The organism is Streptomyces sp. NPDC048411, assembly GCF_040704695.1.
GTDB lineage: Bacteria > Actinomycetota > Actinomycetes > Streptomycetales > Streptomycetaceae > Streptomyces.
In genome coordinates, this window is sequence record NZ_JBEZKL010000004.1 from 76,795 (window position 1) to 100,189 (window position 23,395).

The 23,395-nt window shown below is 70.7% G+C and carries 21 protein-coding genes and 4 pseudogenes; 14 read left to right on the forward strand and 11 right to left on the reverse strand.

Going from position 1 to position 23,395, the window contains the following annotated elements; all coding sequences use genetic code 11:
- Window positions 1–15: 15 nt before the first annotated feature.
- Window positions 16–273, reverse strand: a complete 258-nt coding sequence (locus AB0915_RS02730) for a DUF2804 family protein (RefSeq protein ID WP_366689361.1) — start codon at window positions 271–273, stop codon at window positions 16–18.
- Between AB0915_RS02730 and AB0915_RS02735 the strand changes: the two are divergent.
- A pseudogene (locus AB0915_RS02735) lies at window positions 209–397 on the forward strand (S1 family peptidase); the annotation flags it as partial. The gene AB0915_RS02730 and the pseudogene AB0915_RS02735 sit on opposite strands and share 65 nt — an antisense overlap.
- Before the next feature lie 156 nt (window positions 398–553).
- Window positions 554–829, forward strand: a complete 276-nt coding sequence (locus AB0915_RS02740) for a hypothetical protein (RefSeq protein WP_366689440.1) — start codon at window positions 554–556, stop codon at window positions 827–829.
- 6 nt (window positions 830–835) lie between these two features.
- Here the strand turns inward: AB0915_RS02740 and AB0915_RS02745 are convergent, their stop codons facing one another.
- The 3 genes and pseudogenes from AB0915_RS02745 to AB0915_RS02755 all read right to left on the reverse strand — a co-directional run.
- Window positions 836–2,530 (reverse strand): bifunctional 3'-5' exonuclease/DNA polymerase, encoded by a 1,695-nt coding sequence (locus AB0915_RS02745; protein WP_366689362.1) that lies wholly within the window; start codon window positions 2,528–2,530, stop codon window positions 836–838.
- 155 nt (window positions 2,531–2,685) lie between these two features.
- Window positions 2,686–2,872, reverse strand: a pseudogene (locus AB0915_RS02750) (hypothetical protein); the annotation flags it as partial.
- Window positions 2,866–3,102 (reverse strand): annotated as a pseudogene (locus AB0915_RS02755) (ABC transporter ATP-binding protein); the annotation flags it as partial. The pseudogenes AB0915_RS02750 and AB0915_RS02755, both read right to left, overlap by 7 nt.
- 58 nt (window positions 3,103–3,160) lie before the next feature.
- Here AB0915_RS02755 and AB0915_RS02760 point away from each other — a divergent pair.
- Window positions 3,161–4,327 (forward strand): DUF2786 domain-containing protein, encoded by a 1,167-nt coding sequence (locus tag AB0915_RS02760; protein WP_366689363.1) that lies wholly within the window; start codon window positions 3,161–3,163, stop codon window positions 4,325–4,327.
- 309 nt (window positions 4,328–4,636) lie between these two features.
- Complete coding sequence (locus AB0915_RS02765) at window positions 4,637–6,769, forward strand: FUSC family protein (RefSeq protein WP_366689364.1); 2,133 nt, start codon at window positions 4,637–4,639, stop codon at window positions 6,767–6,769.
- 28 nt (window positions 6,770–6,797) lie between these two features.
- On the opposite strand, the pseudogene AB0915_RS02770 reads toward AB0915_RS02765, so the two are convergent.
- Window positions 6,798–7,265: pseudogene (locus AB0915_RS02770) on the reverse strand (hypothetical protein); the annotation flags it as partial.
- A gap of 261 nt (window positions 7,266–7,526) precedes the next feature.
- On the opposite strand from AB0915_RS02770, the gene AB0915_RS02775 reads away from it, so the two are divergent.
- A complete protein-coding gene (locus tag AB0915_RS02775) occupies window positions 7,527–7,769 on the forward strand; it encodes a DUF397 domain-containing protein (RefSeq protein ID WP_037690973.1) in 243 nt (80 codons plus the stop codon).
- 60 nt (window positions 7,770–7,829) lie between these two features.
- On the opposite strand, the gene AB0915_RS02780 is transcribed toward AB0915_RS02775, so the two are convergent.
- Complete coding sequence (locus AB0915_RS02780; RefSeq protein ID WP_366689434.1) at window positions 7,830–8,333, reverse strand: ATP-binding protein; 504 nt, start codon at window positions 8,331–8,333, stop codon at window positions 7,830–7,832.
- 326 nt (window positions 8,334–8,659) lie between these two features.
- Between AB0915_RS02780 and AB0915_RS02785 the strand changes: the two genes are divergently transcribed.
- The 6 genes from AB0915_RS02785 to AB0915_RS02810 all read left to right on the forward strand — a co-directional run bounded on the left by AB0915_RS02785 (window position 8,660) and on the right by AB0915_RS02810 (window position 14,213).
- A complete protein-coding gene (locus AB0915_RS02785; protein ID WP_366689365.1) occupies window positions 8,660–9,541 on the forward strand; it encodes a helix-turn-helix transcriptional regulator in 882 nt (293 codons plus the stop codon).
- Between the two features lie 56 nt (window positions 9,542–9,597).
- Window positions 9,598–11,055, forward strand: a complete 1,458-nt coding sequence (locus tag AB0915_RS02790) for an aldehyde dehydrogenase family protein (protein ID WP_366689366.1) — start codon at window positions 9,598–9,600, stop codon at window positions 11,053–11,055.
- Window positions 11,056–11,158: 103 nt separating this feature from the next.
- The gene (locus AB0915_RS02795; RefSeq protein WP_366689367.1) at window positions 11,159–11,710 is read left to right on the forward strand and encodes a DinB family protein; all 552 of its coding nucleotides are present in this window, start codon (window positions 11,159–11,161) and stop codon (window positions 11,708–11,710) included.
- 18 nt (window positions 11,711–11,728) lie between these two features.
- A complete protein-coding gene (locus AB0915_RS02800; protein ID WP_366689368.1) occupies window positions 11,729–12,370 on the forward strand; it encodes a PadR family transcriptional regulator in 642 nt (213 codons plus the stop codon).
- Between the two features lie 95 nt (window positions 12,371–12,465).
- Window positions 12,466–13,404, forward strand: coding sequence for an ATP-binding cassette domain-containing protein (locus AB0915_RS02805; protein ID WP_366689369.1), 939 nt, complete (start codon window positions 12,466–12,468; stop codon window positions 13,402–13,404).
- Window positions 13,401–14,213 carry an ABC transporter permease gene (locus AB0915_RS02810; protein ID WP_366689370.1) on the forward strand — a complete coding sequence of 271 codons (813 nt, stop codon included), beginning with the start codon at window positions 13,401–13,403 and terminating at the stop codon, window positions 14,211–14,213. Before AB0915_RS02805 ends, AB0915_RS02810 begins: the two co-directional genes overlap by 4 nt.
- A gap of 30 nt (window positions 14,214–14,243) precedes the next feature.
- Here the strand turns inward: AB0915_RS02810 and AB0915_RS02815 are convergent, their stop codons facing one another.
- Both AB0915_RS02815 and AB0915_RS02820 read right to left on the reverse strand, forming a co-directional pair.
- Window positions 14,244–15,668, reverse strand: coding sequence for a glutamate decarboxylase (locus AB0915_RS02815; RefSeq protein ID WP_366689371.1), 1,425 nt, complete (start codon window positions 15,666–15,668; stop codon window positions 14,244–14,246).
- A 160-nt stretch (window positions 15,669–15,828) separates the two neighbouring features.
- A complete protein-coding gene (locus tag AB0915_RS02820) occupies window positions 15,829–17,106 on the reverse strand; it encodes an ion channel protein (RefSeq protein WP_366689372.1) in 1,278 nt (425 codons plus the stop codon).
- Between the two features lie 148 nt (window positions 17,107–17,254).
- Here AB0915_RS02820 and AB0915_RS02825 point away from each other — a divergent pair, with 148 nt between their 5' ends.
- Window positions 17,255–18,013 (forward strand): MerR family transcriptional regulator, encoded by a 759-nt coding sequence (locus tag AB0915_RS02825; protein ID WP_366689373.1) that lies wholly within the window; start codon window positions 17,255–17,257, stop codon window positions 18,011–18,013.
- A gap of 55 nt (window positions 18,014–18,068) precedes the next feature.
- On the opposite strand, the gene AB0915_RS02830 is transcribed toward AB0915_RS02825, so the two are convergent.
- Window positions 18,069–18,434: a YbjQ family protein gene (locus tag AB0915_RS02830; RefSeq protein WP_366689374.1), complete on the reverse strand. Its 366-nt coding sequence runs from the start codon at window positions 18,432–18,434 to the stop codon at window positions 18,069–18,071.
- A 127-nt stretch (window positions 18,435–18,561) separates the two neighbouring features.
- Between AB0915_RS02830 and AB0915_RS02835 the strand changes: the two genes are divergently transcribed.
- Window positions 18,562–19,278, forward strand: coding sequence for a VTT domain-containing protein (locus tag AB0915_RS02835; protein ID WP_366689375.1), 717 nt, complete (start codon window positions 18,562–18,564; stop codon window positions 19,276–19,278).
- A gap of 27 nt (window positions 19,279–19,305) precedes the next feature.
- Here the strand turns inward: AB0915_RS02835 and AB0915_RS02840 are convergent, their stop codons facing one another.
- Complete coding sequence (locus AB0915_RS02840) at window positions 19,306–21,027, reverse strand: threonine/serine exporter family protein (protein ID WP_366689376.1); 1,722 nt, start codon at window positions 21,025–21,027, stop codon at window positions 19,306–19,308.
- 256 nt (window positions 21,028–21,283) lie between these two features.
- Window positions 21,284–21,778: an inorganic diphosphatase gene (locus AB0915_RS02845; RefSeq protein ID WP_037691000.1), complete on the reverse strand. Its 495-nt coding sequence runs from the start codon at window positions 21,776–21,778 to the stop codon at window positions 21,284–21,286.
- An 86-nt stretch (window positions 21,779–21,864) separates the two neighbouring features.
- Between AB0915_RS02845 and dacB the strand changes: the two genes are divergently transcribed.
- A complete protein-coding gene (gene dacB / locus AB0915_RS02850; protein ID WP_366689377.1) occupies window positions 21,865–23,361 on the forward strand; it encodes a D-alanyl-D-alanine carboxypeptidase/D-alanyl-D-alanine-endopeptidase in 1,497 nt (498 codons plus the stop codon).
- The last annotated feature ends 34 nt before the right edge of the window (window positions 23,362–23,395 follow it).

Below are 23,395 nucleotides of genomic sequence, written 5' to 3' on the forward strand. Positions count from 1 at the left end.
CGGATGCCGGGGAGATCACCCGCACGTACGGACGTCCTCCGCCCAGCCGAGGAGCTGCTTGGCGACGATGGCCTGGCCCCGGTCGTCCCTGATCCGGCCGTTGTCGTGGCCGAAGCACTGGTCGGTGCGGTCGGCGAGTGGGGAGAGACCCGTGCTCCGTAGACGTGCACGGGCCGCCGTACCACCGCTGGCCGGGGCCCTTCCCGCCGCCGTCGGAGTCGAGCGCGACGTGGTGACGGTACGTCGGGTGAGCGGGAAGCCGCGGACGTTCACCGACCTGCGGGGCGGTGACGCGTCCTGCATGAACGGCTCCGGGCGCTGCTTCATCGGCTTCCCCGTCAGGCGCGGCAGCGGCCGGTCCGGGTTTGTCGGCGCCGTGCACTCGGGAACCCGTGGGGCCGGCACCGCTGCGCGGGCGCGCCGAGGCCCGGGGCGGAAATGGCAACGTTCCTGGTCCGGGCCGCTTTCCCGGTCCGGCCGACGACCTGTGCGGACGGCTCACGGAGTAGCCTGGAGAAGTCTCGGCCTGCGCGCGCGAAGGGGGCCGGCTCTCATGGACAGCTTGATCACCGCGGCGGTCGTCCTGGCGATGATCGCGCTGACGGCGTACGTTATCCATCTGCTCAATTCCCGGCACCGGCACCGGCATCTGCGGGCCGTGCACTACGACCACGGGCTGGCCGGGTTCGGTGGGTTCGGAGGGCCGGGTGCGGGTACAGGGCGCGTTGTTCCGCCCGCGGAGACGGTGCAGCCCACGCAGTCGACACAGCCCACGCAGCCCGTGCAGGGTGAGCCCGGGACGGACGCGGCCGAACGCCCCGACGGGTGAGCTCTGCTACTTGGCGTCGGAGTAGCGTTCCACGATCGCCGTCGTAAAAGGGAAGCGCACCGGCGTCCTGCCGAAGGCGGTCCGCCCCGCCAGGTCACCGGCGGCCCGGATCGCCTTCACGACTGCCTCGGCCTCCTCTTCGGGGCAGTGCACCATCACCTCGTCGTGCTGGAAGAAGACCAGTTCGGCCCGGAGACCGGCGGCGGCCAGGGACCGACGCAGTGCGGCCAGGAACAGCAGCGCCCAGTCGGCGGCGCTGCCCTGCACCACGAAGTTACGGGTGAAGCGGCCGCGCGCCCGGGCGTTCGACGAGGCGTAGCCCGGCGTGAACTCGCCCTCCCCGGAAGGCTGCTCGTCGCTCTCCTGCGGGATTCCGGCCTCGTCGTCGTCCCCGCTCCCGGCCGCCGGCGGACTGGTCCGGCCCAGCCAGGTCCGTACGAGACGGCCCTCCTCGCCCGCCTTCGCCGCGTCGTCGACATACGCCACGGCAAGCGGGAAGCGTCGTCGCAGCGCCGCGAGGTTCTTCAGGCCGTCGCCCGAGGTCTGGCCGTAGATCGCTCCCAGCAGCGCCAGCTTGGCGTGGTCGCGGTCGCCGTGGAAGGCGCGGTCCGACAGCGCCGTGTAGAGGTCGCCGTCATGGCCCGCGACCTCCATCAGGCCGGGGTCGCGGGAGATCGCGGCCAGAACCCTCGGCTCCATCTGGTCGGCGTCGGCGACGACCAGCCGCCAGCCCTCGTCGGCGACGACCGCCTGCCGTATCACCTTGGGGATCTGCAACGCCCCGCCGCCGTTGGTGGTCCAGCGGCCGCTGACGGTGCCGCCCGGCTGGTACTCGGGGCGGAACCTGCCGTCCCGCACCCAGTCCTGGAGCCAGCTCCAGCCGTGCGCCGTCCAGATCCGGTACAGCTTCTTGTACTCGATCAGCGGCTCCACGGCCGGATGGTCCAGTTCCTGAAGCTCCCAGCGGCGAGTCGACTTCACCTTGATCCCGGCCCGTGCGAACGCCCTGACCACATCGGCGGGAAGGTCCGGGCGGACCCGATGGCCGAACGCCGTGGATACCTTCTCGGCCAGCTCGGCCAGTCGGCGGGGTTCGCCGCCGCCGGCGTATCGCTCACCCAGCAGGTCGTGCAGGAGCTCCCGGTGCACGTCTGCCCGCCAGGGCAGGCCGGCCCGGTTCATCTCGGCGGCGACCAGCATGCCGGCGGACTCGGCGGCCGTCAGCAGACGCATGCGGCCGGGGTGGGTGGTGGCGTCGTGGCGGCGGAGCTGCTCCGCGTACACCTGGAGGAGCGCCTCGAAAGGGATGCCCGTGCCGGACTGCGGCTCGAAGAGGGAGGACTGCGCGCCGGGCTCCGCGGCGCGGGAGGGGGGATCGGGGGGTACGGGGGCGTTACGGAGGCGGGCGTGGGCGGCCGCGGCGGAGCGGGGTTCGCCGAGCCGGCCCTCGTGTGCGAGGAGGAGGGACTCGGCTGCCTCGATGTCGTAGCAGCGGTCGATCCGTACGCCCGCGGCGAGCAGGCGGGGGTAGGTCTCGGCGGTCGACCGCCAGACCCAGCGGATGACGTCCGGGCGGGAACGGACCGCCTCCACGAGGTCGGGTTCGGTCAGGACCGGGGCGGCGGGAAGGCCGTCGGCAGTGAGGGGGGTGAGGCGGGCGCCGCCGGTCTCCGTGGTGGCCAGAGCCCAGCGTGCGGTCATGTCTGTGAGTCTGGCAGGTGGGACTGACACTGGGGCGGGGCGACGCGGGCCACCGGGCCGAGCGCTGTCGGGTCGCGCAGACGATTGATATCCACAGGGTGTGGATGAGCGAGTCTCCTGGTGACATGAGCGGTGGCCGGTCCGCGCCGCACCCGCACGGTCAGCGTGTCGATGCCCTTCACCACCACCGGTGACGCGGCGAATCGCTGCGGCTCACGGTCCGGGGCGTCGAAGGCCGAGGCGAGTCCCAGTCCCATGGTCGCGATCAGCCGCACGCCGAGCGCGAGCGCGACGAAGGTGCCGATGAGTGTGGTCCAGCGCGGCCAGGGCGACGGTCAGCACGATGCCGCCTCCGCGCGATCCCCGACCGCGGCGTCCGTACGGGCCGCGCTCACGCGCGCTGCGGCCATCCAGGCCGCGATCCGTTCCACGGAGAGTCCGGTCAGGTCGTCCGAGACGTGCCCGTCGACCAGGAAGACCACCCGGTCCGCGTACGCCGCCGCCACCGGATCACGCGTGACCATCACGATCGTCTGTCCCTCCCGGTCCACCAGTTCCCGCAGCATCAGAACCCGTCTCCGGGGTGGGGCCAGGCCTACCCCGCCGCGCCGCCCTGCCTACCCTGACCTCATGGAACCGGTGATCGACCAGGCATTCGCGGCAGCCCTCTACTCGGACGGCGACGCCGGTCTCGACACCGGTGCCTCCCTTCTCGCCGCCGATCCGGCGGCCGACGCGGAACTGGTCCGGCGCGGAGAGGAATTCGTCCGCCGTGCCTGGGAGCGTGGCTGGCAGCCTGCCGATGTCGTACGGATCGTCCGCCGCGAACTCGACGAGACCGGGGCCGGGCTCGCCGCGGGGCTGATCACCGCGGAGGCCGGCCGGTACGAGCAGCTACCGCCCCGCTGGCGGTCCCAGCTGGCCGAGCTGCCCGCGCCGCCGCCGCGGAACCGGCCCGACCGGTTCTCGTACGCCTCCGCCCTCCTCGGTCTCTACCGGCTGCTCCTCCGGCTTCCCTCGATCGAGCCGGTCGGCCCGCCGCCCGGCGCCCCCGGCCGTCGGCTCGATCTGCCGCCCGCGCACGACGAACCCCGCATGCTGACCCGGATCCGCGCGCTGCTCGCGAAGGCGGAGGCGACCGGGTTCCCGGAGGAGGCGGAGGCCCTCACCACCAAGGCGCAGGAGCTGATGGCCCGGCACTCCATCGACGAGGCCCTCCTCGCCGCCCGTACGCACAGCAAGGAGGCGCCGGGCGCCTGCCGGATCGGGGTGGATGCCCCGTACGAGACGGCGAAGGCGATCCTGCTCGACGCCGTCGCCTCCGCGAACCGCTGCCGTGCCGTGTGGAACAGTGATCTCGGCTTCTCGACGGTCGTCGGCTTCGAGCCGGACCTGGAGGCCGTGGAACTGCTGTACACCTCCCTGCTGGTCCAGGGCACGGCGGCGATGGCGAAGGCCGAGGCGGGCCAGCGGGCCGGAGGGCGCAAGCGGACCAAGACGTTCCGCCAGTCCTTCCTGATGGCGTACGTTCAGCGGCTGGGCGCGCGCCTGGCGTCCGACACCGCCCGGGTGACCGCGGCCTCGGTCTCGGAGGGGGGCGCCGCCGACGACGATCTGCTGCCGGTCCTGGCGGCGCGGGACGTGGCGGTCACGGACGCCGCGGACCGGATGTTCCCTCGGACGACCAGCACCCGGGTGCGCGGAGTGACGGACGGCGAGGGCTGGGCGCACGGCACGGCCGCCGCCGACCGGGCCCGGATGGGCGAGCGGCGGCCGGGCATCGACGGTTCCCGGTAGCGGGGCGTACGCGAACAGGTGGCGCCCCTCTCGCGACCGAATAATCGGAAAGTCTGCATAAGACCGACCGGCACATGGGAGGCGGCGTCGCGGGGCTGGGTGCGCACTCCCCCAAGGCCTTGAGGGCCAGGGGGGACCCCCTCCGGCGTTGTCGTCAGTCACCGACTCCCCCATAGCCCTGAAGGCATGGGGGGACCCCCTTCGCGTCGACTCCCTCCTCCGCCTTGCACCTGCACGCACCCAACCCCGCTCCTTCTCCCACCCCCATGTGCCGGTCGGTCTAAGGGGCATTCCGACTAGGCTCGGTCCATGGGCTGGCTCCGGGCGCTGAGAGAGACCGCCCGCTCGGGGCTGACGATCGAGCGGCGGCGCCTCGAACCGCTCATCGCGATCCGTGGCGCGGCCGGACTCGCCCTGGTCATCGGGGTCGGCCTCGCCTTCTTCGGGCCGGTGGTCGCCGCCAGTTCCGCGTTCGGCGCGTTCCAGGCGGCCATCGCCACCTTCCAGCGCAGCTGGCGCCCCCGGCCCGTCCTGGCCCTGGTCTCCGGTGCGAGTCTCGCGGTATCGACGTTTCTCGGCTATCTCACCGGCGCCCATCTCCCGCTGTTCATGGTCCTGCTGGTCCTCTGGACGTTCCTGGCCGGGCTGGCCTGGGCGGCCGGGCCGACGGGCGGCATCATCGCCGGATCCAATGTCGGCATCATGCTGGTCACGATCACCCTCCCCACCTCCGTCGCCCAGGCTTCCCTGCACGCTGTGATGATCGCGTTCGGCGGAGTCGTCCAGGCGGCGCTGATCGTCCTGTTTCCGGTACGCAGATGGGGCGTCCAGCGCGACGCCCTCGCCGACGCACTGGCGGCGGAGGCCGACTACGCCCGCAGGCTGCGCCACGACCCGGTCGCCGCGTTCGACCCGGTCCCGCTGATGACCGCCCGCAGCGCCGCCGCCGTCACCCCGCGCCAGGCCCGCCACCGCCCCGCCGAACTGCATGGCTTCCGCGGCGTCGCCGAACGGATCAGGCCGGTGCTCGCCTCCCTCGCGGACCCGGCGGTGGGCGCCCCCGCCGAAGGTCCGGAACGCGACCGGGTCCGCGAACTCCTCGCCGCCGCAGCCTCCGTACTGGACGCCGCGGCCGGCGCCATCCGGCACGGCACCCCGGTGCGCCTCCCCGCCCCCGCGGTCGCCGCCCTGAAGACCCCCGACACCGGGGCGATCCTCACCGGAGCCGCGCGCCGTGCCGCGCGCCGCCTCAGCGCGCTGCTCGCCGATGTCATCGAGACCGCCGAGGGCGACGGGACGAAGGAGGACCGGGCGGAGGCCGATGACGCGGCCGACACGATCGCCCCGCACCGCCGCCGCCCCACCCTGCTGCGGCTGGTCCCCGTCGTCCTGCGGGCGATGCGCGCCGAACTGCGCCCAGGTTCGCCGATCCTGCGGCACGCCGTCCGGGTCACAGCCGTCGTCGCCGTCGGCTATCTCATGGGCGCCGCCCTGCCGTTCGGTCACGGCTACTGGGCGCCGATGGCCGCCGTCATGGTGATGCGGCCCGAGTTCTCCCAGACGTACGCCCGAGCCGCGGGCCGGTTCGGCGGCACGATCGTCGGGGTTTTCGTCGCCACGGTCATCGTCCGGGCCGTCCATCCCGGTGTCGGTCCCACCGCCGCGCTCGCCGTCGGCTGCGCCCTGCTGATGTACCTGCTGATGCGCACCGGGTATGTGGTCGGCCAGGCCTGCGTCTCCGCGTACGTCGTCTTCCTGCTCGGCATGGCGGGCGACGTCTGGTCGCAGACCGTGGCCGAACGCGTCGTCCTCACCCTGGTGGGCGGGCTCCTCGCGATGATCTCGTACGCCGTCTACCCGGCCTGGGAGACCCCTCGGCTGCGCAACCGGCTCGGCGACTGGCTGGCAGCCGACGGGCGGTACGCCGCCGCCGTCGTCGACCAGTACGCGGATCCGGCGGAGCGCGGCCCGGAGGACGTCCGCGCCGCGCTTCTCGCCTCCCGCGAAGCCCGCGTGGCCTGGCAGGAGGCGGTCGCGAGGGCCCAGCACGAACCCGTGCGCCACCGCGGCCTCTCCCGCGCGGCCGCCGAGGACGCCCAGCACGCCCTCGCTCAGCTGGGCCGGGCCGGGATGCTGATGGAGGCGCACCTGCCGGAGGGCGATGCCATTCCCGTCCCCGCCGCCGCGCAACTCGCCGCCGCGCTGCGCCGGGCCACCGCGCGGGGCGCGAAGGAGGTGCGGGAGCGCCGCGCACCGCGCTGGGACGCGGTCCGTGAGGCGCTGGAGCGGTGGGACGAGGAGGACCGGCGGTGCGGGCGGACATCCGACCCGGTCGTACGGAACGGGGCCGATCTGCTGCTGGAGTCCCTGGAGGAGTTCTCCCGGGCGCTGGACGGCGGCGCGGGCACCCGGCCCCGGACGAGCGGTGCCGGACGGAGCTGAACGGTCCGGCAGCGCTCCCGCGTCACGGGGTGGGCAGGCCCGGCAGTCCCGTCGGAAGCGCACCCGGCTCCGTCTTGGCCAGCGTGTCCTTGCCGCCGGCGTCCCACTGAACGACGATCGTCTTGCCGTCGTTGGACGCGATGGCTCCCATGGTGCGGGCGGTGTCGCCGTCGGTGCACTTCAGTGCCAGCATCACCTTGCCCATGTCCTTCACCTCGCCCGAGCAGACGTGGGCGTCGGCAACGAGCGCGGCCTTGCCGGCGGTGACCGACAGGGCGACGGCCTTGCCATCGGTCACCCCGGCCCATGTCCCGTCGAGCGCCGCGGCATCTCTCGCGGAACCGCTGTCGCTGCCGTCGGCGGGTGCCGAGGCGGGCCCGCCAGCTGCGCCCTTGTCCGAGTCGCTCTTCCCGCTGTCACTGCCGCAGCCCGTCAGCGCGACCGCGGCGGCCAGACCCGCGACGGCGACGGCGCCGGATCGTACGAGTGGGTGCACCTGGAATTCCCCCTTGTTGACGAAAGACCGCCCAAAGTTACCAGGGCGTTTTGATCGATTTACCGGACAACTCCCGCTGCGGGGAGCCAAATAGACGGTCCGTTCGTCTGTCTCTCCGTGAGAGCGGGCGGGCGGGCGAAGGTAAAGCTGTAATCAAGAGAACACCCCGCGTGCACGTGCATCTGCTCATGCATCGGCATATGAACACAGCTATGATCCGAACCAGTTGACACTTGCACCTTGCAACTCGGGGAGCGTCCTGTGCACCACGTGTACAACGGCATGGCCGCCACAGAGCTTCGCGGAGTCGTCTGGCAGAAGAGCAGGCACAGCAACTCCCAGGGATCCTGCGTGGAGTTCGCCAAGTTGCCCGACGGGGATGTGGCGATGCGGAATTCACGCCACCCCGACGGGCCCGCCCTGGTCTATACGCCGGCCGAGATAGAGGCGCTGCTGCTCGGCGTGAAGGACGGGGAGTTCGATCACCTGATAGCGGGCGGCTGACCGCCGTACGGGCGGAAAGCGCAGGCCGTGCGCGCGGAACGCCGCGCCGGTCCGCGCGCGTCAGACGGTGTCGGAGAGCCGGAACAGCGCCCAGACCACCTTGCCGCGCAGCGCCTGCGAGCCCGCGGCCGGATTCTCCGGGGCCCGTGCGGGGGACGGGTGCCAGCCCCAGCCGTCACTGAACGACTCGACCAGGAACAGACCGCGACCCGACTCCGCCGAGTCCGCCGCCTCGGACGCCACCGGACTCGCCTGACTGGGGTCGCGCACCGCGCACACCAGACGTGAGGACCAGCGCATCAGGTGCAGCTTTACCGGAGCCTCCTGAGGGTCCCTCGGGGCGTCATCGGGCAGCGCGTGCCGCAGCGCGTTGGTGACGAGTTCGGAGACGACCAGGGCGACGTCGTCGAAACGGTCGCTCAGCTCCCACCGGGCCAGCGTCGCCTTGGTGAACTGGCGGGCCCCACCGACGGCTTCGTACCGGGCCGGCAGGGTGCAGGTGGCTGATCCGGAGGCGGCTGAGGGATCGGCGGGGGGAAGCCCCTGCCTTAACGGCCCGAGCATCGTCGATCCATTCGTCCCCATGCGAGGCACTCCCGGGATTCGCGGCTGTAGCGGTACTGCGTTGGTACGGCGGACAACACGAACGAGCACGCAGGTGCGCGGGGCCCATGGTTCCGAATGCGCTGAGCAGATGCAAGGGCAGATGCACGTGCACGCGCCGGACCTGTCCGACCCCGTGCCGGTTCTTGCTCATTTCTCCCTACAGACAGTTTCATGGCCTTCCGGAAGTCTTCTCATTTCCGTAATCGAATGAGTACGGGCTGAAGCGTTTTGATGGCAGAATCCGGCTCTTGGGGTTCAGGGGGTGCCCCGATGCCCAGGAAGCGATGGGGAGGGTTGGACCAGTGGCGGCAGGCGAGTCGAGTGGATCCGTGGTGCGGCGCATCCTGCTGGGCTCTCAGCTCAGGCGGCTGCGCGACTCGCGCGGCATCACCCGCGAGGCGGCCGGCTACTCCATCCGTGCTTCCGAATCGAAGATCAGCCGCATGGAGTTGGGACGGGTGAGCTTCAAGGCCAGGGACGTCGAGGACCTGCTCACGCTCTACGGAGTCACGGACGAGGCGGAGCGCGACTCGCTCCTCGGTCTGGCTCGCGAGGCCAACGTGGCGGGCTGGTGGCACAGTTACGGAGACGTGCTGCCCGGCTGGTTCCAGACGTACATCGGTCTGGAGGGGGCGGCATCGCTCATCCGGATCTACGAAGTCCAGTTCATCCACGGTCTGTTGCAGACCGAGGCCTATGCGCACGCCGTCGTCTCCCGCGGCATGTCCGGCGCCCCCGCCGCCGAGATCGACCGCCGGGTCGCGCTCCGGCTCGAGCGGCAGAAGGTCCTCGTCTCCGAACGCGCTCCGAGCTTCCACGCCGTGCTCGACGAAGCGGCACTGCGCCGCCCGTACGGCGAACGCGAGGTGATGCGCGCACAATTGCGCCATCTGATCGAAATGTCGGAGCACCCGAACATCACGCTTCAAGTGATGCCCTTCAGTTTCGGCGGGCATGCCGGAGAGAGCGGTTCCTTCACGATGCTCCGATTCCCGGAATCCGACCTGTCGGACATTGTCTATTTGGAGCAGCTGACAAGTGCGCTCTATCTGGACAAGGCCGAGGAAGTCGCCCAGTACGAAAGGGCGATGGCGCGGCTCCACTACGACAGTCCGGGTCCCGAAGAGAGTCGCGATCTGCTCCGCGGACTTCTCCAACTGTCCTGATTCATCAGTACGATGACGTATCGCAACAGGAGTCTGCACCTGCAGTAAGGGATCGCATGTCCTTCTTCAACGAGCTGGCCAACCAGTACATCGACGGTGAGTGGCGGACCGGCACGGGCTCGTGGGACATCATCGATTTCAATCCGTACAACGGGGAAAAGCTCGCGGCCATCACCGTCGCCACCGCGCAGGAGGTCGACGAGGCCTACCGTGCCGCCGAGCGCGCCCAGCGGGTCTGGGCCACCACCAACCCGTACGAACGCCGCCTCGTCCTCGAACGCGCCCTGCGTATCACCGAGGAGCGCACCGAGGACATTGTCGGGGCGATCAGCGACGAACTGGGCGGCACCCGGCTCAAAGCGGAGTTCGAGATCCGCTGCGCCAAGGACTTCCTGCGCGAGGCGATCCAGCAGGCGGTGCGCCCCGAGGGGCGGATCCTGCCGTCCCCGCTGGACGGCAAGGAGAACCGCGTCTACCGGCTGCCCGTCGGCGTCATAGGCGTGATCAGCCCGTTCAACTTCCCGTTCCTGGTGACGATGAAGTCGGTCGCACCGGCCCTGGCGCTCGGCAACGCGGTCGTCATCAAGCCCAACCAGAACGCTCCCGTCGTCGGCGGCGGACTGATCGCCAAGATCTTCGAGGACGCCGGGCTGCCCGCCGGACTGCTCAACGTCCTGGTCACCGACATCGCCGAGATCGGCGACGCGCTGATAGCGCACCCCGTGCCCAAGGTGATCTCCTTCGCCGGCTCGGACCGGGTCGGCCGCCATGTCGGTGCGACCGCGGGCGGACTCTTCAAGCGGGCCATCCTCGAACTCAGCGGCAACAGCGCCCTGGTGGTGCTGGACGATGCGGACATCGACTACGCGGTCGACGCGGCCGTCTTCAGTCGCTTCGTCTACCAGGGGCAGGTCTGCATGGCCGCCAACCGCATCCTGGTGGACCGCTCCCTTGCACCCGAGTTCACCGAGAAGTTCATCGCCAAGGTGGCGGCGCTCAGGACCGGCGACCCGCGCGACCCCGAAACCCAGATCGGCCCGGTCATCAACACCTTCCAGGCCGACGCGCTGACCGCGCTGGTCGACCAGGCGGTCGCCGAAGGCGCCACGGCGCTCGTACGGGGCGGCACCCGCGGCAATCTCGTCGAACCGACCGTCCTCACGGGGCTCCCGGACGACTCGCCGCTGCTCGCCCAGGAGATCTTCGGCCCGGTGGCGCTGCTGATGACGTTCGACGGTGAGGAGGAGGCCGTACGGATCGCCAATGACACTCCGTACGGGCTGAGCGGCGCCGTGCACACCGGGAACGCCGAGCGCGGGGTGCGGTTCGCGCAGCGCATCGTGACCGGAATGTTCCACGTCAACGACTCCACGATCGCGGACGACCCGTTGGTGGCGTTCGGCGGCGAGAAGTTCTCCGGGACCGGGCGGCTGAACGGCGACGCCACCGTGGAGGCGTTCACCACCCAGAAGTGGATCTCGATCCAGCACGGCCGGACCGAATTCTCGCTCTGATGCCCGCCTGTTGAGGACGGAAGCTGTCCGCAAGGGTCCGTAGCTTGGTCGGTGTCAGGAAGACACCGAGCGCAGGCTCGAACGGTTCCGAAGGGCGGACATCATGGTCACTCATGTTCCCGCAGAGGCCCACGGCGACGAGCGCGGCGCGCTTCTCTCCTTCGTCGAGGCCCAGCGCGGCGCGATCCGGCGCTCGCTGCTCGGACTCACCGAGGAGCAGGCGGCGAGCCGGCCCAGCGCCGGCGAACTCTCCCTTTCCGGGCTGCTCAAGCATGTCGCCGAGACCGAGCTGAACTGGCTGCGCCTCGCCCAGCAGCGCCCCAACGAGAAGGCCCGCACCGAGGAGACGTGGGCGGACAGCTTCCGGCTGGTCGGGGACGAGACCGTCCCGCAGATGCTGGAGTTCTGGGCGAAGGTCGCGGCGGAGACCGAGGAGTTCATCCACTCGGTGGAGAGCATGAACGACACGTTCCCACTGCCCGAGGCGCCCTGGTTCCCGAAGGACCAGCGCTGCTCGATGCGCTGGATGCTGGTCCATCTCGTCGAGGAGATCGCCCGGCACGCCGGCCACGCGGACATCATCCGGGAGTCCCTGGACGGCCGGACCGCGTTCGAGCTGGTCGCCGAGGAGGCGGGCTACCCTAGTCAAAGTTGAATAGGAAGGGTGAGTGGGATGTCCGCGATCCGGCTGCTGGTCCTCGGTGCCGTACGTCAGCACGGCCGGGCGCACGGCTATCAGGTCCGCAACGACCTGGAGTACTGGGGCGCTCACGAGTGGTCCAACGCCAAGCCGGGCTCCGTCTACCACGCCCTGAAGCAGATGGCGAAACAAGGGCTGCTGATCGCCCATGAGATCGCCCCGAGCACCGCGGGCGGCCCGCCCCGTACCGAGTACGAGATCACCGAGAAGGGCACCGAGGAGTACTTCTCGCTGCTGCGCGCGGCGCTGACCTCGTACGACCAGAAGATGGACGTACTGTCGGCGGGCATCGGCTTCATCGTCGACCTGGAGCGGTCCGAGGCGGTCGCGCTGCTCAAGGGACGGGTGGCGGGGCTGGCGGCCTGGCGGGCGTCGGTCACCGAGTACTACACGCCGGAGGACGGGCCCGAATCGCTCGGCCACATCGGCGAGATCATGAATATGTGGGTCCACTCGGCGGACGCGGGAGCCGAGTGGACGCGGGGGCTGATCGAGCGGATCGAGGGCGGCGCGTACACCTTCGCGGGGGAGGGTGATCCGTTCGTCGGGGTACTCGCCGAGGGTGAGGAGAACCCGTACGCGACCGGTGTCCCGGATCCCGGGGATCTCGACTAATCAAGTTTGACGAATGGGGAGGCTCCGGTTACCTTTCCTCATCTAGTCAAGCTTGACTAGGCACCTTGTGGTGGCGACGAGAGGGTGTGGCGAGGGTGGCGGACGCGATCGTTCTCGACGATGTGCACAAGAGGTATGGGGGCAAGCGCGCCCTGGACGGCCTCGATCTCACGGTCGGCCGGGGCACGGTGCACGCCGTGCTCGGCCCCAATGGCGCGGGCAAGACCACGGCCGTACGCATCCTGTCCACGCTGCTCCGCCCCGACAGGGGGCGGGCCGAGGTGGCGGGGTTCGACGTACGGAGCGGGGCCGGTGAGGTCCGGCGGCGGATCGGGCTGCTCGGGCAGCACGCCGCCCTCGACGAGGAGCTCGGCGGACGGCAGAACCTGGAGATGTTCGGCCGGCTGTACCACCTGGGCGCACGCCGGGCGGGTGTGCGGGCCGACGGACTGCTGGCCCGCTTCGGGCTCGCGGACACCGGCCGCAAGCCGGTCAAGGAGTACAGCGGCGGTATGCGCCGACGGCTCGATCTGGCCGCCTCCCTCATCACCGATCCCGAGGTGCTCTTCCTGGACGAGCCGACGACCGGACTCGACCCGCGCGGGCGCGCCGAGGTGTGGTCGTCGGTGCGCTCCCTGGTCGGAGGGGGTACGACCGTCCTGTTGACCACGCAGTACCTGGAGGAGGCCGACCAGCTCGCGGACCGGATCTCGCTGATCGACGGCGGCCGGGTGGTCGCGGACGGTACCGCCGACACGTTGAAGGAGCAGATCGGCGGGGACCGCATCGACGTCGTCGTCCGTGACGCATCCCAACTGGGCGCCGCGGCAGGGCTCCTGACGGGCGGCACGGTCCTTGACGCCGACCGGCGGCTGATCGGGGCGCCCGTCGGGGACCGGATGGCGACGCTCACCCGGACGCTGCGGGCGCTGCAGGAGGCGGGGATCGAGGCGGAGGACATCGCGCTGCGCCGCCCCACCCTGGACGAGGTCTTCCTGGCGCTCACGGGTGCAGACACGGAGGTTGCCGCATGAGCGCCATCGGTACGCGCACCGGCACGAGCGCGGTCGGCTGGGTTCTGGCCGATTCCTGGACGATGACCCGCCGCGAACTCGCCCACTGGGCGCGGCAACCGGTGCAGCTCGTCGTCGGTCTGGTCTTTCCCGTGATGCTGCTGCTGATGTTCACGTATCTGGTCGGCGGCGGCCGAGGCGTCGACGGCGACCACGCCGAATTCCTGGTGCCCGGCATGCTCGCGCTGACCATGGCGTTCGGCCTGGAAGCGACCATGCTCGCGGTCACCCGGGACCTCACCAAGGGCGTCATCGACCGGTTCCGCGCCATGCCGATGGTTTCCGGTTCGGTGCTGGTCGGCCGGAGCGTTGCGGACATGCTCCAGTCGGTGGCGGCGCTCGCGGTGATGATCGGCGTCGGGTACGCGGTCGGCTGGCGCTGGCACAACGGGGTCACCGCGGCGCTGGGCGCGGTCGGGCTGCTCCTGCTGCTGCGGTTCGCGATGCTGTGGGCCGGCATCCAGCTGGCGATGGTGGCGGGGAAGCCGGAGATGGTGCAGGCGGTGCAGATCCTGGTCTGGCCGGTCGGCTTCCTCTCCAACGTCTTCGCGACGCCGGTGTCGATGCCGGGCTGGCTGGGCGCGGTCGTCGAATGGAACCCGATGTCGGCGACGGCCACGGCGGTCCGCGGGCTGTTCGGCAACCCCGGCGGTTCCGAGGACTCCTGGGCGGCCGCCCATGCCGAACTTCTCGCGGTGGTATGGCCATTGGCGCTGATCGCGGTGTTCTTGCCGCTGGCGGTGCGGAGGTTCGCCCGGCTCGGCCGGTAGAACCCCCGCCCCCCCATGTGCCGGTCGGTCTCAGTGATGGAACGCCGTCGGGACCTCCCGGTCGTGGCTCAACGGATGCCGCTGGGAGCGCAGGTCGGGCAGGAGCAGGCGCAGGTCCTCCATGAGTAGTTCCGCGAGGTCCGAGGAGAAACCGTTGCGGCACACCACCCGGAGCACCGACAGGTCCTGCCGGTTGGCGGGGAAGGTGTACGCGGGCACCAGCCAGCCGTGCTCGCGCAGCCGCCGTGACACGTCGAAGACGTCGTACGCCCGCACATCGGGCGCGGTGGTCAGCGCGAAGACGGGCAACTCGTCGCCCCGGGTGAGGAGGTGGAAGTCGCCCAGCTTCTCGATCTGGGCGGCGAGTGCGCTCGCCACATCGCGGGACGCCTGCTGAACGGCTCGGTAGCCCTCCCGCCCCAGCCGCAGGAACGTGTAGTACTGAGCCACCACCTGGGCGCCGGGCCGGGAGAAGTTCAGCGCGAAGGTCGGCATGTCGCCGCCCAGGTAGTTGACCCGGAAGACGAGCTCCTCGGGGAGTTCGGCCGGCGAGCGCCACAGCGCCCAGCCGACGCCCGGGTAGACCAGGCCGTACTTGTGCCCGGAGGTGTTGATGGACGACACCCGGGGAAGCCGGAAGTCCCACACCAGGTCCTCGTCCAGGAACGGTGCCACCATTGCCCCGGACGCGCCGTCGACATGGACGGGGATGTCGAGCCCGGTGCGCTCCTGCAGCGCGTCCAGGGCGGCGCAGAGTTCGGCGATGGGCTCGTACGAACCGTCGAAGGTGGAGCCCATGATCCCGACGACACCGATGGTGTTCTCGTCGCAGAGCTCGGCGGCGGCCTGCGGGTCGAGGTGGAAGCGGCCGCCCTCCATCGGGACCTGCCGGGCCTCGACCTCCCAGAAGTTGCAGAACTTGTCCCAGCAGACCTGCACATTGATGCCCATGACCAGATTGGGCCGGGCGGCCGCCGGGTAGCGGTCGGCGTTCCTGGCCGCCCAGCGTCGTTTGAGCGCCAGGCCGGCGAGCATGCAGGCCTCGCTGGAGCCGGTGGTCGAACAGCCCACGGCCGCCGACGGGTCGGGGGCGTTCCACAGGTTGGCGAGCATCGCCACACAGCGCCGTTCCAGCTCGGCGGTGCGCGGGTACTCGTCCTTGTCGATCATGTTCTTGTCCTGGCACTCGCCCATCAGTGAGCCCGCCTCGGGTTCCATCCAGGTGGTGACGAAAGTGGCGAGATTGAGCCGGGCGTTGCCGTCGAGCATCAGCTCGTCATGGACGAGTCCGTACGCGGTGGAGGGCGGTAGCGGGCCGTCGGGCAGCTGATGTCTGGGGGGTGCGGACGTCATACCCGCGGTCGGGTCCGCCTCCCCGAAAAAGGGGTTGAGGGCGAGCCTGCGGCGCTTCTCGGACGGTGCCCTGCCGTGGTTCGAACCCTGATGGAGAGGCATCGGCGGACAGCCCTTCTCAACTGGTGGTGGCTCTGACGGTGGTCTGCTCGGTGCTCGGGGGTCAGCTCCCGGCCGCGAGGGCGACGCATGACCAGACGAATGCGACGATACGGACAACTGCAGTGACCGGCGCGTCGGACGGGACCGGGAGGGGCCCGGCTCACCGCAGCGGTGTGCCGTCCGCGCGCAGTTGCATCTGCGGCCGTCCGGTCACCAACAGCCAGGCCGGCAGGGAGGCGACGCAGAGCAGTGGCAGCACTCCCGAGTCACTGACCAGCACCGCCACCGTGAACAGGCTCAGCCAGCCCTGCCGGGTGATGGCCAGCAGGACCCCCAGCACCGCGCTCGGCACCGCGAGGGCCAACGGCACCGCGTCGACCAGCGCATGGGCGCACATGCCGAGCGCGACGCCCACGAAGACGGACGGGAAGATCCGCCCGCCCCGGAAGCCACAGGTGGTGGCGATCACCAGGGCGGCCGTCTTCACCACGGCCATGGCGGCGAACTGCCCGGCCGACCAGCCGCTCGGATCGGCGCTGAGCTCCTTCGCCTCGTCCAGCCCCTTGAAGAGGGTGAGATGTCCGCCGAGCGCGCCGAGCAGCCCGAGCAGCAGACCACCGGCGGTCAGCATCAGGACCGGATGCCGCAGCGCGCGGAACGCCCGGTGCGCGTGCGGAACCGCGTACACCGCCGCCAGACCGAGCAGTGCCCCCGCCGAGGCGATCACGGTCGACGAGAGCAGATCGCCCCAGTGCGCTCCCGGGTACGGCGGCAGCGACAGGTCGAAGCTGGGATGGGCCAGCAGTGTCATGGTGAGCGCCCCCGCGGCGCCCGCCGCGAGCGGGGCGAAGAGCCGGTCCCAGAGCGCGCCCGGTTCGCCGCCGCCCGTGGTGAACGACTCGGAGACGATCAGGGCCGCGGCGACCGGGGTGCCGAAGAGGGCGCCGATCGTCCCGGCCGAGGCGAGCACGATCCAGAGGTCGGCCGTATTGCCCGGGGCGGCCCGGCGGCCCAGCCAGAAGGCGAGCGCGACATTGGCGGCGGTGATCGGGTTCTCGGGCCCCAGGCTGACCCCGCCCGCCAGCGCCAGCACCGTCACGACCAGCAGTCCGGGGATGACGTCCGGAGGCAGGGGCGGATCGACCAGCCCGGTGGTGGCCGGATCGGGGCCTGCGTGGCCGTGCACCGTGCGGACGACCAGCCCCACGGCAAGGCCGGTCGCGGTGAGCATCACGATCATCCACGACGAGGAGTAGCGGCCGATGGAGAGCGCGTCCGGAAGCGTCTTCCAGAGCACGTCCTGGAGCTGCTCGGCGAGCAGGCTGACGGCGAGCAGGATCAGGGCCGAGGTCGTCCCGACGAGCAGGGCGGGCACGATGAGGAGCAGCAGCCGGCGCGCCGGGGTGGTCCGGGTGAGAGCGACGGAGTCGGAGGCCATCGGGCCACCATAACTACGCAAAAGCCGCATAACCCACCCATTGCATCGGGGTGTGAGGGCAATTCGGGCTTGCACCTCACGTCACGTCAGGGCTCAGGCTCGGGTCCGTACCGACGTACAGAGCGAAAGCAGAAGGGAGCGGAGAGCCGTGGACTTTTCCGTGGGACGGGTCGCCGGGTTCGCCGGAGTCACGGTGCGCACCCTGCACCACTACGACGGGATCGGACTGCTGTCGCCCGGCGGGCGCAGCCACGCGGGTCACCGGCGTTACAGCGACGCCGACCTCGACCGGCTGCAGCAGATCCTGTTCTACCGGGAACTCGGCTTCCCGCTCGAAGAGATCGCGGTGCTGCTCGACGACCCGGCAGCGGATCCGCAGGACCACCTGCGCCGCCAGCACGCGTTGCTGTCCGGCCGGATCGCCGAACTCCAGAAGATGGCCGCCGCCGTCGAAACAGCCATGGAGGCACGGAAGATGGGTATCAATCTCACGCCCGAGGAGAAGTTCGAGGTCTTCGGGGCCAAGGACCCGGAGGAGCACGCGGAGGAGGCGGAGCGCCGTTGGGGCTCCACCGCCACGTACGCGGAGTCGCAGCGCCGGGTGGCCCGGTACACCAAGGACGACTGGAAGCGGATGCAGGCCGAGGTCGCCGAGTGGGGCGAGGCGTACACCGCGGTGATGGAGGCGGGCGAACCCGCCACCGGGGAGCGGGCGATGGAGCTCGCCGAGGGACACCGGCTCCACATCTCCACATGGTTCTACGAGTGCACCTACGACATCCATCGTGGGCTCGGCGAGATGTACGTCAGCGACCCGCAGTTCCGCGCCTACTACGAGTCGATCGGGCCCGGCCTGGCCGAACACCTGCGGGATGCGATCAATGCCAATGCGGAGCGCCGGGCGTAACTCCAGGTACGGGGGTCGAGAGCGCCTCGGCCCCCGTCGGTGCCCGTCGGGACGGTCAGGCCTTCTCGACGACGGCCGCCGTGCCGTACGCGCAGACCTCTGTGCCCACGTCGGCCGCCTCCGTCACATCGAACCGCATCATCAGCACCGCGTTGGCGCCGCGCGCCCTCGCCTGCTCGACAAGCCGCTCCATAGCCTGATTGCGGGTCTGGACGAGGGTCTTGGTCAGCCCCTTCAGCTCGCCGCCGATCATCGACTTCAGCCCGGCGCCGATCTGGCTGCCGAGGTGACGCGAGCGCACGGTCAGACCGAACACCTCACCGATGACCTGGGTCACCCGGTACCCGGGGACGTCGTTCGTGGTGACGACCAGGACATCGGACTGTGCCGTCTGCCCGCCGCCGAACTCCTCAATGCCCATCGTGTGGCACCTCCTGGCGACAGCTTTTCATCCCCGCGCGGTCCACTGGAACCCGGGGACGTCATCCGGCGTTGATAGCTTTGGGCACCCACGCAGCCGCCATCGACCGATCCTGGAGCCCGGACCCTTGAATACGCTTGCGCTCGGACCGAGCTGGCTGGACCCGGACTATCTCATCGGGCAGTTCGGACTGCTCGGTGTGCTGGTCGTCGTCTTCGCCGAGTCCGGGCTGTTGATCGGCTTCTTCCTGCCCGGCGACTCCCTGCTGTTCACCACGGGTCTGCTGGTGACGACGGACAAGCTGCACACCCCGCTGTGGCTGGTCTGCGTCCTGGTGGCGCTGGCGGCGGTCATCGGCGACCAGGTGGGCTATCTCTTCGGCCGCAAGGTCGGACCTTCGCTCTTCAAGCGCCCGGACTCCCGCCTCTTCAAGCAGGAGAACGTCGAGAAGGCGCACGACTTCTTCGAGAAGTACGGGCCGAAGTCGCTGATCCTGGCCCGCTTCGTGCCTGTCGTGCGTACGTTCACGCCGATCATCGCCGGTGTGAGCCGGATGAACTACCGCTCGTTCATCACGTTCAACATCATCGGCGGTGTGCTCTGGGGCGTCGGGGTCACCCTGCTCGGTGCCGGGCTCGGGCAGATCGAGTTCGTCCGCAAGAACATCGAGGCGATGCTCATCCTGATCGTGCTGATCTCGGTGGTGCCGATCGCTGTCGAGTTCCTGCGCGCCCGCAGCAAGTCGAAGAAGGAAGAGGCCGCCGGGGGCGGCGAGGGCCGGGGCTCGATCGTCGGCGGTGGCGCCCCGTCCACGGGCCAGCGCGGCCGCCACGCCAAGCGCTGACCGCTCACGGCCTCCCCCGTACCCGGGTCAGAAGCCGCGCGTCCGCTTGGCCGCGCGGCGGTTCGCCCCGCCGACCGCTCCGGGCACCCGCATGAACAGCCGGGAGATCTCGCTTCCCAGATTCACCCCGATCGCGATGGCCAGCGCCGTCGCCACCGCGGTCGACAGCGAGGCGAGCCCCCGGACCAGATCGTTCTGCGCGACACCCAGCAGACCGAAGTACGTCGCCGAACCCGGCAGCAGCGGACCGATCGCGGCCGTGATGAATGGCAGCGACGAGGTGTACCGGTACCGCGAGAGCAGCTGACCGAACAGCCCGACCAGCCCGGCGGCCACCGCCGTGGCCGCCACCGGCGAGATACCCCCGGTCCGGGCCATCGCCCCGTAGATCACCCACGCCACACCGCCGTTCAGGGTCACCGCGAGCACCGTGGACCGCTCCTGCTGCAACAGGATCGCGAAGGCGAAACAGAGGGCCATCGACGCCAGGATCTGCACCACCGGCCGGTCGTGGGCCACGAACCGCGTCTCCGGATTGAGCTGGGCTCCCAGCTGCACTCCCAGATACAGGACCAGCAGCACCCCGGTGACGATGCCGATGAAGAGGTACATGACTTCGAGGAGCCGGGCCGCCGCGGTGATGTAGAAGCCGGTCAGGCCGTCCTGGACGCCCGCCACCAGGGCCCGCCCCGGCAGCAGCGCGAACAGCCCACCGGTGATGACGGCGGACGGCTGGATGTCCGTCGAGTGGGTGAGGGTCAGCGCGACCCCCATCGCGGCCGGGGGCATCGCCGCCACCACGAACTGGTAGAACTCCGGCAGCCCGCGCCCGGCGCAGAGCCAGGCGAACCGGTCGCCGAGCATCGCGCCGATCGCCGCCACCATGAAGACCAGTGCGTTGCCGCCGACCAGCACCGATGCCGCACCCGCCAGCCCGCCGGCGGCCAGTGTCAGCACCCAGCCGGGGTACGGATGCCGGTTGCGGCGGATCTCGGCGAGCCGCCGGTACGCCTCCTCCAGGGAGACCTCGACGTCCTCGTGGGTGATGTCGTCGATGAGCCGGAAGACGGCGGCCAGCCGGGTGTAGTCGGTGCCGCGGCGGCGTACGGTACGGCTCGCCGTCACCGGGTCGTCGACCAGCGACGGCTGGTGCGAGATCGACAGCAGGGTGAAGGTGACCGTCGGCTCGCACCGGTCGAGACCGTACGAGCGGGTCACCGCGAACATCGCGGCCTCGACGTCCTCCGCGCCCTCACCACCCGCGAGCAGCAACTCCCCGATACGCAGCGTCAGGTCGAGCACACGCGGTACCGCGGGTCCCGTGTCGTCGGGCTTCTGCGCCGGCTCGGGCGCCGGCCGCTCGGCGACCGGCATCCGCAGCATCGTGCGCATCCGGTCCTGCCAAGGAGCTTCCTTGGTCAGCCGGATCATCGGCATGCCGTGCGCGGGAGTGAAGGCGGGCGGCGACTGGCTGGCGCTGTACGTGCTCGGCGGGGCGAAGGCCGAACCGATCGTGTCCGAACCCGAACCGGAACCCGGTCCGGAGCTGGAAGCGGAACCCGGTTCCGGGCCGGATCCGGACCCCTGCGGCTCGGTCGTCAGACCGGCTGGGAGGGCGAATTCCGAGGTGGGGTGGTCGTCCTCGGGCGGCGCTGCGGGGCGCGCCACCCCGGCCGGCGGGACAAAGGCGCTGCGCGCCTCGTCGGACTGGGGCTTCTGATCCTCGGGACCGCCCGGTTCCGCCACCACTGGACCTCGCTCCTTCTTGGCTGCGCGTCTTGGGTTGCGCTCCTGCCCAAGTATGGACACGGCCATGGGCGCATATGCGAAACGGGCGGCACACCGGTGAGGGGTGTACCGCCCGTTCCTTACGCCAGATTCTTCACGGAACCGCAGCGGGAACCGTCACGGCCTGCCCCGCGAAAGGGAGTGGGCTCCCGACCGCGGGGGAGGCCGTAAGCGGAACCAGGATCACGCCTGTGCGGCGGTCACGGACACCGCAGTGTCAGTGCTTGCCGCCCTGCGCCTCGAGGCGCTTGTAGGAGGCCTCGATCTCGGCCTCGGCCTCGGCGCGGCCGACCCAGTCGGCACCCTCGACGGACTTGCCGGGCTCCAGGTCCTTGTAGACCTCGAAGAAGTGCTGGATCTCCAGGCGGTCGAACTCCGACACGTGGTGGATGTCGCGCAGGTGCTCCACCCGCGGGTCGGAGGCCGGGACGCACAGCAGCTTGTCGTCGCCGCCGGCCTCGTCCGTCATGCGGAACATGCCGATGGCGCGGCACTTGATGAGGCAGCCGGGGAAGGTCGGCTCGTCCAGGATGACCAGCGCGTCCAGCGGGTCGCCGTCCTCGCCGAGGGTGTTCTCGACGAAGCCGTAGTCCGCCGGGTAGCTGGTCGAGGTGAAGAGTCGACGGTCCAGGCGGATCCGACCGGTCTCGTGGTCCACCTCGTACTTGTTCCGCGAACCCTTCGGGATCTCGATGGTGACGTCGAACTCCACGGGTGGCTCCTCCATGATCAACACATACGACTGGTGATTAAGTGTCCCCCACGGAGATGTGTGCTCGCGAAAGGGGCTGGTCAACGGTGGCCGAGCCGGTGAAAAGACCGTCGATCAACCCGTTGAACGCGTTGCGCAGGCCGACCGTGGCGGGCTGCCTGAACAAGGTGAGCGGATGGAGCAACTGGCAGTTCACGGCAGGCTCCGCCGTCCTCGGCCTGGCGCTCGCGGCCAGCGCCGTCCTCGCCGCCGGTCCCTGGGACTCGGGCCAGCGTAAGGCCGAGCGGCAGTGGGCAGCCGCCCGGGACCGCACAGGTGGCGCACATCACGAACCCGCAGCGTCCGCAGCGCCCGCCACGCCGGCCCCCGCCCCCAGTGCCCCGGCCGTCCTCGCGGCGCTCGGCACCCGGGTCGACAAGGCCGCCCCGGACGGAGAGGCGGCCGCTCTCCGCACCACCCTCGACAAGCTGCTGGACTCCTCCGCGCTCGGCACCGTCCGCACCGCCGTCGTCATCGACACGGCCACCGGCAAGCGGCTGTACGGGAAGGGTGCCGACACCGCGATGACGCCCGCCTCCACCGTCAAGATCGCCACCGCCGTCGCCGCACTCTCCGCCCTCGGCCCCGACCATCGCATCGCCACGACCGTCCGGGCATCCCCGGACGCCCGCACCCTCACCCTCGTGGGCGGCGGCGACCCCACCCTCGACAAGGCGGCGCTGCGCGAACTGGCCGCCGGGACCGTACGAGCCCTGCGCGACCGCGGCGTCGACTCCGTCCGGCTCCGGTACGACACCTCCCGGTACTCCGGCCCCGCCCGGCACCCGATCGGCCCCAACGAGAACATCGCCCCGGTCAGCGCCCTGATGCTGGACGAGGGGCGGCTCGACCGGACGGACAGCGGACCCGCCCCGCGGAGCGGCGACCCGGCCGGTGACGCCGCCCGCACCTTCGCCGAACTCCTGAACGACGCCGGTATCGGCACCGGGTCAGCCCCCGCGCGGGGCCGCGCCGCCGCCGCGTCCCGGCCGGTCGCCAAGCATCTCTCCGACCCGCTGTCCGCCCTGGTCGAGCGGGCCCTGACCAACAGCGACAACGACATCGCCGAGGCGTTGGCCCGGCAGACCGCCCTGGCCGCCGGCGAACCGGCCGACTTCGACGGCGCCCGACGGGCCGTCACCGCCCGGTTGAAGAAGCTGCACCTGCCGCTGGCCGGCGCGAACTTCGCCGACGGCAGCGGACTGAACCGCAAGGACAAGGTCACCGCCGGGCTGCTGGCGGGCCTCCTCGCCCGCGCCGCCGACCCCGGCCGCCCCGAGCTGCGCCCCGTCCTGACCGGCCTCCCGGTGGCCGGTTTCACCGGCACGCTCAGCAACCGGTACACCTCGACCTCGCGCGGCACCGGACTGATCCGCGCCAAGACCGGCACCCTGACCGGGGTGAACACCCTCGCCGGGACGGTTGTGGACGCACGCGGCCGGCTGCTCGCCTTTGCCTTCCTGGCGTCCGGCACGACGTCACCGTCCGAGGCCCAGTCCGCCCTCGACGCCCTCGCCACGAGCCTCGTCGTCCGTACCCGATGAGCCGGTCAACAGCACACCGCGGACGGACCCGAGC